This window comes from Leptospiraceae bacterium, assembly GCA_015075105.1.
In the GTDB taxonomy this organism is placed as follows: Bacteria; Spirochaetota; Leptospiria; order Leptospirales; family Leptospiraceae; genus JABWCC01.
On the sequence record JABTUZ010000001.1, the window covers coordinates 1039254 to 1052423 of the forward strand.

Consider the following 13170-nt stretch of genomic DNA (forward strand, 5'->3'; position numbering starts at 1 on the left):
GATATTCTGAGTGACCTGGCAATTTTTTTTGTTTTCTCATTGCTGAAATGAAATAATTCACTAAAAGTAAATTATTTACTTGACACAAAATTAGGCATGGTCAAAAGTGTGGTAATGCTGGTTGATGTAGCTAAAAATAATTTGAGTGAACGCAATCCTATTTCGGAGGTCAAATCGTATATGAAGGCGACAAATAAAGTCGAAATTCCGCGGGAGCTAATTGAAAAAGCTCGTGTAATAATTTCAAAAGTGGACGAAAAAATCCCAAGCAAAATAGAAGCTGTTGAAATTGCATTGAACTTCTTTAACAGTAACTACAAGAACAGTGTCGCCGGAAAGAAAGCCGGTTAATCAAGTCTTCCCATAATGTGATTGTTGCTACGAAATGCTGGGAACGGAGGGGGCGAAAGTCACTTTTTTGTGTATGAATAGAGTCGGTTGATTTATATAATTTAAGACAAAAAAAAAAAAACATAATAAACATATTATTTACTTGACACAAAAAAAGGCATGGTCAAAATCGTGGTAATGCTGGTTGATGTAGCTAAAAATAATTTGATTGAAAATAGTGACTGCAATCCTGAAATTGGAGGATATTCGTATATGAAGGCGACTACACCTATTAGAAGCTCCGTAGCATTTAAGAAGGATGAAATTGAAGAAATAATCACGATTGTAAAAAATGCCACTGGGTTAAAACCAAATTTGTCAGAATTTGTAAGAACTGCTGTGAATGAAAAACTTGAGTTTTACAGAAACGCAAAATTGCAAGTCGCCGGAAGAAAAGCCGGTTAATCAAGTCTTCCCATAATTATATTTGTGTTCTGCGATATGCGACAAAATACTGCAAAATCGTAGCGACATAATATACATTATGGGAAGTTCAAATTGTTTCCCAAAACAAATAAATATCGTTTTTTTTGTTAGACTGAAATGAATTTTTTTTATTATAAAAAATCACCTCTCATTTATTGCAAAGTTTTGGAAATTTGTACTAAAAATTTTTTCATTTTTACGATTGGAAATGGTTCTACCTAAAAGATTGACTTATAACTAGGTATTTTTAATCTGGCATTGCTAAGGCTTTGTAGCTCAGTTGGTAGAGCAGAGGACTGAAAATCCTTGTGTCGGGAGTTCGATTCTCCCCGAAGCCACAGCTTGTAGCCTATCAAGCTCGATGAACCTCTTCCCTCCTCACCAAATCCTGATTTTTTAAAGGCAAGCGAATATCTCCGACAAAAACATATTTAATTTTCCCTTTGTTCATCATCTTATGAATAGACTGACGAGTAATTTTCAATTTCTTTGCCATTTGATCTACACTTACTAGGTCTGCGGCTACTACAGAATTTGCATTTTTTTTCGCCTTAAACTCAGCGACCATCGAATTAATCATATTTTGTGACTTGAAATTGTAAATTCCATTCTTGCAAGTTTTACAAAAGTGACCTTCAAGTCTGATGATCTTTAAATTTCCATAATCCTTTATATAATAATTTTCAGACAGGTTTGATTTAAAAACCATACTACCCTTTGCCCCGCATGAAGGACAATCAATCCATTTTTTCTCTTTCATAATTCGACCTCATTTTTAAAAGATATTACTACTGAACTATCGTTTGTTATCTGAACTTTTATATTTGCTTTGCCCCTTTTATCTGTTTTTTTGTAAACGTCTTACCAAAGAGTGTGATCCAAATGAGAAGTCATCGACTTGTAAAAATTATTGTTGCTCAAAGAAAGGACTTCCCTTAATATATCTGCTTCCAGAAAAGAAAAATCTTTCATCGCTGTTTAAATGGCAGACCTTGCAATACAATATTAGTCTTCAAGAATCAAATTCTTAATTTTATTCAAAGGGTAATGATTAACTCTTTTTTCCAATTATTAGACTATAATTAATGCGGGTGACAATGTCAACCTTATAATATTTTAGAAAAGTATTATCAAATTATTCCCTCCAACCCGGCCTTACACTGTAAAAAAGCTTTCATCCAACCGCCATCGGATTAGGGGAGATGGGTATCCTTCGCGAGTTCTACATTAATGTTTGGTATTACTGGTTTTTCAATTTCTAAATAAATTTCTTTTGGAATTTAGAAATATTCTGAAAGTAAACTTTGGAAATAGTGAAAAAAATAAATTTTTAGATTTTTCTGAGAGAGCCTCTTTCTTTTAATGAAAATTGTATTTTTCTGTATAAAAATATTACCGTAAAAATACAATCGTAGTGTAAATGTAAGAATTTTAAAATATTGAATCAAAAGAGGGTTAAAAATGAAATTAGAAGGAAAGGTAGTAATAGCTCAAGGAGGAGGTCCAACTGCAGTAATCAATCAGTCTTTAGTTGGTGCAGTGTTAGAATCAAGAAAATTTTCGCAAGTCACTAGAGTTTATGGAGCTGTCAATGGAGTTACAGGAATTTTAAACGAGGACTTTGTTGATTTAACTCAAGAAACCACCCATAACTTGGAACAGGTAGCGACCACCCCTTCTTCTGCTTTGTTTTCTACCAGAGAAAAGCCCGATGAAAAATATTGCAAAGAAATGTTCAATGTAATGAAAGCCCATGATGTAAGGTATTTTTTTTATATTGGTGGTAATGATTCATCAGAAACACTTAGAATTGTAAACGAAGAAGCAAAAAATGCTAACTATGAATTTCGGGCAATCCATATTCCAAAAACTATTGATAACGATCTTGTTTTGAATGATCATACCCCGGGTTATGGTTCTGCTGCAAGATTTGTCGCTCAAGCCTTTATTGGAGCTAATTTAGATAACATGGCTTTATCGGGTGTATATATCGGTGTTGTGATGGGAAGACAGTCCGGGTTTTTAACAGCATCTTCAGCATTAGCACAAAAATATTTGGACGATGGTCCTCATTTGATATATCTTCCAGAAAGAAAATTTAGCTTAGATAAATTTCTCTTAGATGTAAAAAACGTTTATGAAAAATACGGACGATGTGTCGTTGCTATTTCAGAGGGAATTTGTGATGAAAATGGTAAGTTGATTATTACAAAACTACTCAGCGATATAGAAAAAGATGCCCATGGCAATATTCAGCTATCAGGTACAGGCTTGCTTGGAGATTTACTTGCAAAGCATATCAGAGAAAAATTAAAAATCAAACGTGTCAGAGCAGACACACTTGGGTATTTACAAAGATCTTTTATTGGTGTTGTATCCGATGTGGATCAACAAGAGGCAAGAGAGGTTGGAGAAAAAGCCGCGCAGTATGCGATCTGGCATAACGTAGATGGATCTGTTGCAATAAAAAGAACTGGTTTTTATTCTGTGGATTATGAGTTAGTGTCTTTGAAGGATATAGCAGGCAAGACAAGACTCATGCCTGATGAATATATTAATTACGAAGGAAATGGAGTTACGGATGCTTTTAAGTTTTATCTAAGACCGTTAGTAGGCTCTGGCTTCCCGAATTCGTATAGGATCAGAGTGCCTCGTGTTCAGAAAATTTTAAAGGCTTAATTGAAAATTTTATTTTGAAAGAAAATCTTCTAAGGCTTGGGATTCTTCATGTGTATGAATTGAAAAATCACAACTGATTGCATAATCTGTATCAGTTGGTTTTATTCCCTTTATCACTCCTCTAACAGATTTTCTCAGTCCGCTTTTTGCTACAATATCAAAGATGATAGTCCCCCCCATTGAGAAAATTTTACTCGCAAGTCTTGTAGGCGGATGCAGGAACTGAATTCCAGATGTACTAAGTTCAGTAATTAAATAATTTCCTCTTGATTCTTCAAAAGCTCCAGAATTGTGTATATCTTTTGATATGGAAGCAGAAATTAGTCGAAAAGTATTATAAGAATTAAAATCCAATCTTGTAGAGTGCATTGCGTGGACATACCCAATCATAGCAATATTTTTGTATTTTATGGGAACACAGATCTCGGATTTGTATTTGTCGAGGAAGTTGCTGTTTTTTGTAAGAATATAATAATCTCTGAAAGGTACAAATCCTTCCGGTACTATATCCGGGTTAGTGATATCGGGTATAAAGATCGGCTTATCAAAAGAATTCATTAGTCTCATCCTGCTATTCATTCTTTCATTGATAAAAATCTCAAAAAAGTGGAACATAGAATTTACAATTGGAGGCTTTTTCACAATTTGGTTGATCCTATCGTCACCCAAGGATTTAAAAATATCTGTATAGCTGATAATATTCGATACAATATATTCGTGAATCTGATTTTCTCCGGCTTCTTTTGTCATAATAAAAATATCTGTCTTTTTCGGGTTATTTAACTTCGTTGTTAGCAATTTCAGATAATTGCTTATAATCTTTAAATATGATTTTATTCTTTTGAATACCAATCCAGTCTCTTGCCTTAAAGTCAGACAAGGCTCGTATTACTGATTCTGTAGTTGTGCCTATAATAGATGCAATAATTTCACGAGTGATTTTCAATTCTATTTCAGGTGAATTTCCTGAAGAGCTGTGGAGAGACAAGAGCAATTCTGCAAGTTTGCTGTGTATTTGTTTTGTGCCTAGAGAAAAAATCTGATTTTCGGAGTCTCTCCATTCCAGTGCGAGTAAATTCAAAAGCTCCATCTGGAATTCTCTTTCAGATTTTAGTGTTTCATTGATTAAGTCTTTTTTCCAAAAACAAGCCAATGTATCTTCCAAACAAACTGCAGAATGGTTGTATTCTAAACCTACGAGAGAATCTCTTAATCCGACCCATGAGCCTGCTTCTTTTAAGCTAAATGTCTGCTCTCTACCGACTTCAGAAATCTTAAAAGTTCTCACAATTCCACTCTGTAAAATATAAATTCCATCTGCACTCTCTCCTGCTGTAAATAGATAGTCTCCTTTTTTAAAAGATGAGAACTTCTTCTGGGAATTAATTTTTTCTAAAGTCTCTGGACTTACACAACGATAGAGACCAAGAGAAAGAGTATTGCAATGTTTGCAGTCCATAGAATTCTTCCCCCGTTTTATATACTAAGAACAACTTTCAGGAGAGTAATCCCCCTCTTCCACTTTTAAAATTCTTAGATTCTTTTACAATTCTTTTTATTTAAAATTCTAAAAAATGCCGACTTTTAGAATAGCAAATATTCTTATAAAGTTTTTTCTATCGTATAATGGATTTAAAAAAAATTAATTTTCGCAATATATTGGGATTTTTAGATGAATTAGCAAATAAAGTTCCAGAGAATATTGCATCTATTATTACTAAAGCTGTGATCGCTATATTTGCTGTTATACTCATTGCTGCTGCATACTACGGATGGAGTATTGGTAAAGAAAATGCACCGGAAGAAGGGCAATCTTTGGCGGATGATGCGAGAGCCTTATTTTATGAAGATATTCAAAGAGAATACAACCGAAAAAGAAGGGACGTAAGAATGCCCGACTTGAATCCTGCTTTACTTGAGTCAAGAAATGAAAGCTCGATGCAATACGAATATTCTTTGAAAAATCCAGATAATTCTAAAAGAGAAATTTTAAAAGAAGAAAATAAAAATCTTGAGAATGAAAAAAGTTTAAGATCTATTCAGAGAAATTACAATTCACCACCCATTCTTGAAGAAAAAGAAATGAATACGATCCGCAATTCTTCAGACAATATACCGGGTAGAAAAACTCCAGATAAAGAAGCCCCTTCTCAATCTGAAGACCTAATAAAAAATTCCAATACTATAAACACAGGGAGACTTTTAAAAAAGCAAGATACAGGAATGCCTAAATCTGAAATTAAAAAATCAAATTTGAAAAGGAATGAAGATACTGTTGAAGATAGCGGTTATTTAAGAAAAAGAAATCCTGATGATGAATCACCCAAAGATATTAAAGCTAAGAACAGGCAATTGATAAAAAGAAAAAAATGAATAAAATAATTTTTATAACTTTTTTATTGAATTGTATTCTAAATAGCAGAATTTTTTCACAAGAAAACGAAATTACCCTTCCATTTCCAGATTTGGTGAATGAAGTAAAAAAAGAAGAATCCCAAAAAAATGAAATTCTTTCGGATGATTTTCAAAATGAATTAAAAAAAATCGAAGCAAACGAAAAAGCCAAAATAAATCAAGCTAAAAATAATGATACAAATAAAGAGCCTTCACCTCAAAAATCAGAAGAGAAGAAGAGTGCCAATCTCCCGAATACACAAGAAAAGTCAAACTTAAAAAAGTTAAAGAAAAAGTCTTCCAAAGGCTCAGAGAATTCAATAGATGAATCTGAGCCTTCTTACGAGAGAGGAACGATCCAATTGCAAAGAGGAAAAATAGAAAACTCGAAGCTGGAATTTAAAGATTCCGTTTCTAAAGAAAAAGAATTTTCTTTTAAATCGAAGTTGGAGGAGATACGCATCCTTGCTTTGGAAAAAAAAATTGAAGAAGCAAAAAATCTTGCACAAAATTTAGAAAATCCTGATGAGAAATTTCAAGCTCTTTTTGAATTGGCGCGATCTTTAGATAATAATAGCGAAACTTCAAAAGAAGATTCAGTTTCGATTTACATGACTATTATCACTGAATCACCAAAAACAGAAAAAATAAGACAAAGAAGTCTTTGGTCAATATCCCACTTACTTTATAGAGTTTCCGATTTCCAAACATCTTTATACTTTCTATCAGATATTATAAAAAATCACAAGGATTCGGAATATTATAAAAATGCGTTATATCTATGTGGAAAAATATACGAAAAACCATGGAATGGAAAAGATATAGAAAAGTCGAAAAGATTTTTTTCGGCATATATAAATACGAAACTAAAAGATAACTTCCTGAATTCGGATTATTCCAAAGAAGCGAACGAAAAAATTCAGGATACTTTTTAAAAAATTTTTAAACTATGGATTGAAAAGACTCAGCTCTGCCTAAGTAAGAGAAATATTAACTTCTAAAGAGCCGAGTTTTGAATACAGATTGACCGACAGAGTTGTTTTCTTTCCAAACTTAACAGAATTGTCCTTTGTTTCTACAATATTGGGAGTTGTAATGTCTATGAATTGTCCGGTTGCGTTGAATATACTCATTGCATTTCCTGTTACCATATTGGCAATTTCTCCAATTATATCTTTGTACTCATTTTCGACTTCACCATCTTTTAAAGAAGGAACTAATTTTTTTGCCATCTTGAATGCAGTGTCAAAATTCAAGCTATAAATTACTTCACCATTAGCCGGACCTATCACTCCAACGATGATTGCCAATTCATGAGAAGGAGCTGGAGACTCTAAAATTCTAAGTTTTCCACGGATAAGCTCTGTGCCTAAAACATCTCTGTAAACCAGAGTGGCGGCTTCAAGAAAAGGATTTACAAATTCAGCTCTCAATCTTGTTTAATCTTTTTGTTTTTCGATTTTTCGATATATTGGATTTGCATTGCTAATCACTTGGATAATCTCTGAATAAAAAGAAACAAGATAGGAGTTGTCGTCTCTTTTGGTTTCTTTCTTTTCTTTTTTATCACCCATATCAGTACTTATAAATTCAACATAAATTGTTTGACCTGAATCGTTATAAGGTCCACCGACTTGATTCTTTTTCCCTTCTCCGAGGGTCAGGTCTTTTAAAAAAGCAGAACTTGTACCAAACTTAAAAGGTTTTCCTGAAGGTGTGGAGAACCCAGCAAGAGAAGAAATGGGCAGTCCTCGGATTTCTTCTATTTTAGATCCTGTCATAGATGAAATTTCAGTAAGTGTATTTTGTTTAGAAGAATTTTTTATGTTTTGAATATTTGATTTCAGCTCAGCTAATTTTTTTTGTTTTAACTCAACCTTTAACTTATTTTTTAAAAAAGCTTTTCTTGTAGAGTAATCTTCTACCTTACCTTTTGAGTCTTTTGGGAGTTTATCATTTTTCAGATCGTTCTCGTACTCTTTTTTCAATTCTTCTTCCGGGATTTGAATCTTTTTATCTATTTCATTCAATAAATTTTCGTCATTGAATGCAAGAATATGAAAACTAATCTTCGTACTTATGGCTTCTTCAGTTTTTTGAACTTCATCTTCAGTTTTTTTGATTTCTGAATTTAGAAAATTTGGAAAGAGGCTATAAGCGATGACTGAATCGAGTCTGTAATTTAAGGGAATGCTCGTCATTAGACTTTTGTATATTTCATCAGCGCTTTTTACTTCATCAGGAGAATATCCGGCAGAGGTGTTACTTTGTTTGTGAATGTCTCTGGCTTGCTTGGATAGCTCTTCTTTGATTCCGTTTACAGAAACTGAATACCCTACTCTATCTGCGATCATCCCTGCAACTTTTATAGATCGAATAGATTGGTATGCACAAGAATCTAAGGTAGAAGAGTCATTTGCCATGGATGGTAGATATTCCTTGTAACGAAAATAGCATTCTCTTCTTGCGGCTTGAAAATAATCAAATGGAATTGACTCTCCGCCAATCTTCCCGACGTTAAGTGAGCCTTCTCCGGATAAGGCTTGAAATAGGGTCTTTTCTGCATCGCCCGGAAGAAAAGTAATTGCAAGCATAGCCACAAGAATAAATAAAAATAACCCTCCGATTGTCTTAAAAATCTTTTCTTTTATTGTAGTTGGCTCTTCTTGAAACACAATTTTACACCTTTCTATTTATCTAAATATATCGTTTTTTTGCCAAGTATTCTGTAAAGTAATAAACTTGTAAAACCGACATGGTTCACTCATTTCTTATTCATAAATAACAAATTGGATTAAAAAAAAACTATAGAGAAAGTAAGAATGTTCAGATATTTTAAATAGAATGCTTATAATCGCCATTACAATGATTGTTTTAGGGTTGCTGTGCTTTATTTACGCTTCATTTGGCAGTGAGAAATCCAACCAATTTTCAGAAAAAGCTCAAAACTCAGTTAGAAAAAAACAAGGAAAAGTTCTGGAAGACAGATTATTCAACGTAAAATACAAGGATTCCAAAAATCCATTGATTGAGAAAAAGGTAATGGAAGAGAGAAACATTCCAGAAGTTCAAATGAAAACATCAAGTGAGATTCCATCGTTTCAGGATATTTCAAAATCGATGCCTTCTCCGATTGTTGTATTGGAAGAAAAGCCCGAGTCGGTGAAACTAAATTCCAAAGTGGAAATAGAATTTCATTTGGAAGGTGTACTTTATCAGGATCAAGGCAAGAAGATTCCTTTTGATTGGAAAAATTTGAAGGAAAAGCAATTGCCCGAAAACCTATTTGCAGACTTCAAAAGAATCGGTCCGGGGCTATTATGCGAAGAAGGAAAAAAGTTCATCTTTAAAGTAAACAACGCTAATTACTACTATGATTCGGAAGATCTGGATCAAATCGTATTTTTTGACGAAGCACTTGTGTTTATACCTTCCAATCCTGAAATAGATATACCTGTATTTTTTACCGATGGGATAGAAGAGTTTCGCCAGTTTTTACGAGAGCGATCCGAAGAAAAAATTTAATTAAACTTAGGTGACTGTACTGAAAAATTTTCCTGAAATCGAAGGATGGGTATTTTCGTAGAGTTCAGATGCAAATAGTATTCACCATCAATTTCCTTTAAATAACTCGAAATAAAATTTAAAAAGTCTCTACTGAATCCGTATTTTAAAAACTTTTGGTTTTTTCTGATTCCAAAAATTCTTTCATCTATTGGACGAAAATAAAAAATCCATTCTTTTATAGGAACACATTCTGAATTATTTCCTCTCAAGAAAAGTTCATCCTCATCCTTTACAAAGTTTGTAATATGAAGTGGAAATCCTAAAGCAGTAATATAACCGTTTTCTTTTAGATTTTTATAAGTATTTTGAATAAAAATACCATTCTCGTCTTCAAATAAATTTTTACGAAAAAAATCTAGAACCTTTTCTTGTGTAATTTGATCCCCTCTATAATACCAATCGTCGTTCTCTCGAACTGTGATTTCGCTATCGTATTTCCTAATTTTTCCTGTTTCCATTTTTATACCGAAAGACAAGACCTGTAATCTTCGCCATTTCCTTATTCGATTCGTAGTAAGCAACCGGTAAGCCTTCCCTATTTTGTGTTCGTATAATCATCGGGTCAACTTCTTGTATTTTTCCAGATGTAAGCCATACGCCATCCACTTTGAGGTTGAACATTTCTTTTTGTAATCGGTTTCTATCGTTTTCTAGGTTTAAATTTCCTTCAAAGTTGCGGATTACTATAGACCCCAGAATTCTGAAAGGTTTTTTAGGTTTAGAAGTATGAATTTCAGTTTCTCTGTAACTTTGCTTTGCATAACCCTCATAAATAGTATCGTAATCGGAATCAGGAATGAATTCAATTGTAGTGCAATTAATTAGAAAAATAGAAATAGCGGCAAAACCTATGGGAATGAGTATATGGTTCATGTTTTTATACAATAATCTAATTTTAAACTATTGCAATGAATTTTTTAAGTTTTTTTAAACAAATTTATTGTTTGGAATTTAGCATAATTTAGAATAGGATTTCATTCAAAGAAAAAGGAATTATGGAAGAGTCAGACGTAAGTAAAAAAACCCGTGAAAATATCTTAAAAATCGGACAGTGTACACTCGATGAGATTGAAGAAAAAGTGAAAGCATTTCGTGTTATGAACCAACACGCTGCGAAAAAAAGGTATTTGATCACAAGGGAAGATGTTTATGATCCATTTGCTCCCGGAAAAGTTATAATTCCAAAAGCATCCGAGATAGATATATCTGTGGCAAAATTATTGAGAAGACATTTTAAAGGAGAGCATTCTTTTAAAGTTTTCCAACCTGACGAGGGAATTGTAATTATCTCAGATATGGGATCTATGGAAGGTGTGTCTTTGTCCATGGATTTAGTAACTCAAATCATGAATCTCGGAGGCGGAGCTTATGAGGGGTTTATTGACAGGGTGGATAGTTTTACAGATTTTATAAACCACTTAAAAAAAGCCCTTTTCCCTAAATTGATCATCATCGGGTACATCCCCAAAGAGAGGATTCAAAGTGAAATTATCAATTTTGTAAGAGTGAAAAAGATAGATAATTATTTAAGAACTATTGAAATTACGCATTCCGTTTTGAAACCACAAAGTTTTTTTCCAAAAGTAAGACAAGTACCGATAACCCAAGAAGACCCGAAAAGCTGGGGAAGATTTGTAGTGGACATTGTGAGGGAATACACAAAACCTTACTTAATTGAAGATGTATGATTGCATGACAATTCTATAAAATTAAAATGAGTTTTTTCATTTGAAATTAGTAATTTCTCAAATTTTTATAATAAAAATAAGAATTGAAAATTAAAAAAATTATTTACATCTGGTAATTTATAATAGAATAGTAGTTAAGAATTTTGAGATGAAACGGGAATAGCTATAAGTTATGGGTGAATTTGACAGAACAAAAAAAGCAATCGGCGTAGGCTCAATGGATGATAAATCTAAAGCAGAAATGTTTAAGAAATTTCAAACTGCAGGCGGCAAAGTTGTAAAAGATAAGCCCCAAACAGAAAAACAGGACAATTCTAAAATTAGCTCTAATCAAAGACAGGGCACTTCTCCCAATCGTCAAAGGTCTCAGTCGGATGATAAAAATTCCAAGTCAAAAGAAAAAGCAGAAATTAAATTAACTCCAAAAGAACTCCAAAAATTGCAAGAAGCAGAAATGGAGAATTTCTTAAATCGTTTTATTGTGAAATTCAAGTGTTGGATGAGTAAGGTGACTTCCTTTGGTTCATCGGATTTGCTGCCTCAATTTATGTCTGAGATGAATTTGAATGGAAAGAAAGCTCTAATGGAGCTGAACATGGTGGGTAACGATATCTTCGGCAATCCCGACACCGGAAATAAAATTACTAAAGAGTTAGATAAGGTCACTCCTCTCTATGTAGAGCTACTCGCCAGAGGTCATAAACTTTATGACAGTAGCGAATTGACAGATTTCTTTGAGTCTTACCTTGCAGCTACCGACCTTTCGATTCCAATTTCCAAAGTGTCAGCTCCACTGTATTCTATATTTAAAAAATTATACTATATGTACCCGTTTCAGTCAAATTACAGAAAGGCAGTCATTGCAGCTTATGAAGCACTTCAAAAAATTGAAGGGAAGCCTGCACTTATTTATACTACCAAAAAGAAAAAAGTGAATCAAGAAATCGACACTTTATTTGGTCCAATTTTTGACAAACTGTACTTAGCGATTCTTAGGAATGAAAATAAAAATATTCCTTTAAATTCTTCTTATTTGGAAGATTTACTCGGCATTGTTCAAGAAGAAAAACCGGGAGTCCGTCAAATTGGAGAAGGAATTCCTGAAAGTGCGGGAGGAGTTGTTGAAGAAAAAATTGAGGACACTGTTCAAGACGAGAAAAAAGAAGAAGCCCCTCAGACACTAAGTAAGGAGCTTATGCACGGTAACAAGCTCATGGCAATGTACACTCTGGAGCAATTGAGAAAAAAGCATGATCCAAAGGGAGAATATTCTGAAATAGTTGATAACGATAAAGCATTATTATCTTATTTGTATTTTAAAGAATTTGATTACGAATATTCCTTTGTTTTGACTACTAAAAAAATAGATTTAAAGCCCACCCAAATTAATGGGGCGAAAGTTGATTTCAGGCAAAAATTACTGGATATTTACGAATTAACTAGAAATTGTATGGAGCAGTTTAAAATCTATTTAGATGTATGCAAAGAGCTTACCAAACACAAGCAAAACCCGGGTTCGAATTATATTGAATCTTCTAAAAAAACGACTGCAATCGAACAGAAAAAAAGTATGCAATCTCGCTCTGTGCGATACTCAATAAAGGAATTTCTTGAAAAATCAAAGGATAGTCTTATTGTATTAATCAGTGATATGAAGGGAAAGAAAGAAATTGTAGGAAATATGGATGCTACGCTAACCTTTGATGCGATGGAGTCTAAAAAGAGACTCAATAAAAAACAAGTTAAAAATTGCATCATTGAAGCCTATTGTTATTCTGCAGCTCTATTTCAAAGAATTAGTGAAGGTGATTTATTTGGTGGAGTTGTGGAACTTTCCGATGAAGAAATGGAAAAGTCTTATGGAATCAAACAAAAGGACTCGATACCATCCAAATCTGAAAATTCATTAGATTCTCCGATGGATTCGATTTCCGAGAATACGGAAGATTCTACAAGAAGTAACGATGAATTAGATTCCATACAGTAAATAAATTCTTATTGTTTTTTTATCAAATTTTGTAAGTTT

Annotated in this window: 15 protein-coding genes, 1 tRNA gene and 1 pseudogene; 9 read left to right on the forward strand and 8 right to left on the reverse strand. The window is 33.1% G+C overall.

Annotated elements, in window-relative coordinates:
* Positions 1–96: 96 nt before the first annotated feature.
* The 3 genes from HS129_05160 (at position 97) to HS129_05170 (ending at position 1154) form a co-directional block, all read left to right on the forward strand.
* Entirely contained in the window at positions 97–351 is a 255-nt protein-coding gene (locus tag HS129_05160) for a hypothetical protein (protein ID MBE7411445.1), read from the forward strand.
* A 159-nt stretch (positions 352–510) separates the two neighbouring features.
* The gene (locus HS129_05165) at positions 511–795 is read left to right on the forward strand and encodes a hypothetical protein (GenBank protein ID MBE7411446.1); all 285 of its coding nucleotides are present in this window, start codon (positions 511–513) and stop codon (positions 793–795) included.
* A 286-nt stretch (positions 796–1081) separates the two neighbouring features.
* Positions 1082–1154 (forward strand) — tRNA-Phe (locus HS129_05170).
* Positions 1155–1168: 14 nt separating this feature from the next.
* On the opposite strand, the gene HS129_05175 is transcribed toward HS129_05170, so the two are convergent.
* Entirely contained in the window at positions 1169–1576 is a 408-nt protein-coding gene (locus HS129_05175) for a type II toxin-antitoxin system MqsA family antitoxin (protein MBE7411447.1), read from the reverse strand.
* Positions 1573–1884: pseudogene (locus tag HS129_05180) on the reverse strand (type II toxin-antitoxin system MqsR family toxin). The gene HS129_05175 and the pseudogene HS129_05180 overlap by 4 nt, the downstream one beginning before the upstream one ends.
* Positions 1885–2277: 393 nt before the next feature.
* Here HS129_05180 and HS129_05185 point away from each other — a divergent pair.
* Positions 2278–3495, forward strand: a complete 1218-nt coding sequence (locus HS129_05185; protein MBE7411448.1) for a 6-phosphofructokinase — start codon at positions 2278–2280, stop codon at positions 3493–3495.
* A gap of 9 nt (positions 3496–3504) precedes the next feature.
* Here HS129_05185 and HS129_05190 read toward each other — a convergent pair whose 3' ends face one another.
* Both HS129_05190 and HS129_05195 read right to left on the reverse strand, forming a co-directional pair.
* Complete coding sequence (locus HS129_05190; GenBank protein ID MBE7411449.1) at positions 3505–4245, reverse strand: hypothetical protein; 741 nt, start codon at positions 4243–4245, stop codon at positions 3505–3507.
* A gap of 25 nt (positions 4246–4270) precedes the next feature.
* Positions 4271–4954: a Crp/Fnr family transcriptional regulator gene (locus HS129_05195; GenBank protein ID MBE7411450.1), complete on the reverse strand. Its 684-nt coding sequence runs from the start codon at positions 4952–4954 to the stop codon at positions 4271–4273.
* A gap of 167 nt (positions 4955–5121) precedes the next feature.
* Here HS129_05195 and HS129_05200 point away from each other — a divergent pair, with 167 nt between their 5' ends.
* Together HS129_05200 and HS129_05205 are read left to right on the forward strand one after the other, a co-directional pair.
* Positions 5122–5868 carry a hypothetical protein gene (locus tag HS129_05200; GenBank protein ID MBE7411451.1) on the forward strand — a complete coding sequence of 249 codons (747 nt, stop codon included), beginning with the start codon at positions 5122–5124 and terminating at the stop codon, positions 5866–5868.
* Positions 5865–6824, forward strand: a complete 960-nt coding sequence (locus HS129_05205) for a hypothetical protein (protein MBE7411452.1) — start codon at positions 5865–5867, stop codon at positions 6822–6824. The genes HS129_05200 and HS129_05205 overlap by 4 nt, the downstream gene beginning before the upstream one ends.
* 39 nt (positions 6825–6863) lie before the next feature.
* Here the strand turns inward: HS129_05205 and HS129_05210 are convergent, their stop codons facing one another.
* Positions 6864–7322, reverse strand: a complete 459-nt coding sequence (locus tag HS129_05210) for a chemotaxis protein CheX (GenBank protein MBE7411453.1) — start codon at positions 7320–7322, stop codon at positions 6864–6866.
* 6 nt (positions 7323–7328) lie between these two features.
* Positions 7329–8564, reverse strand: a complete 1236-nt coding sequence (locus HS129_05215) for a hypothetical protein (GenBank protein MBE7411454.1) — start codon at positions 8562–8564, stop codon at positions 7329–7331.
* A 169-nt stretch (positions 8565–8733) separates the two neighbouring features.
* Between HS129_05215 and HS129_05220 the strand changes: the two genes are divergently transcribed.
* On the forward strand, positions 8734–9414 hold the full coding sequence (locus tag HS129_05220; protein MBE7411455.1) for a hypothetical protein: 681 nt from the start codon (positions 8734–8736) through the stop codon (positions 9412–9414).
* Here HS129_05220 and HS129_05225 read toward each other — a convergent pair.
* On the reverse strand, positions 9411–9914 hold the full coding sequence (locus HS129_05225) for a hypothetical protein (GenBank protein ID MBE7411456.1): 504 nt from the start codon (positions 9912–9914) through the stop codon (positions 9411–9413). The two genes, HS129_05220 and HS129_05225, sit on opposite strands and share 4 nt — an antisense overlap.
* Entirely contained in the window at positions 9895–10329 is a 435-nt protein-coding gene (locus HS129_05230) for a hypothetical protein (GenBank protein ID MBE7411457.1), read from the reverse strand. Before HS129_05230 ends, HS129_05225 begins: the two co-directional genes overlap by 20 nt.
* Before the next feature lie 122 nt (positions 10330–10451).
* Between HS129_05230 and HS129_05235 the strand changes: the two genes are divergently transcribed.
* Both HS129_05235 and HS129_05240 read left to right on the forward strand, forming a co-directional pair.
* A complete protein-coding gene (locus tag HS129_05235) occupies positions 10452–11144 on the forward strand; it encodes a hypothetical protein (GenBank protein ID MBE7411458.1) in 693 nt (230 codons plus the stop codon).
* Positions 11145–11316: 172 nt separating this feature from the next.
* Entirely contained in the window at positions 11317–13131 is a 1815-nt protein-coding gene (locus HS129_05240; GenBank protein MBE7411459.1) for a hypothetical protein, read from the forward strand.
* Positions 13132–13170: the final 39 nt, after the last annotated feature.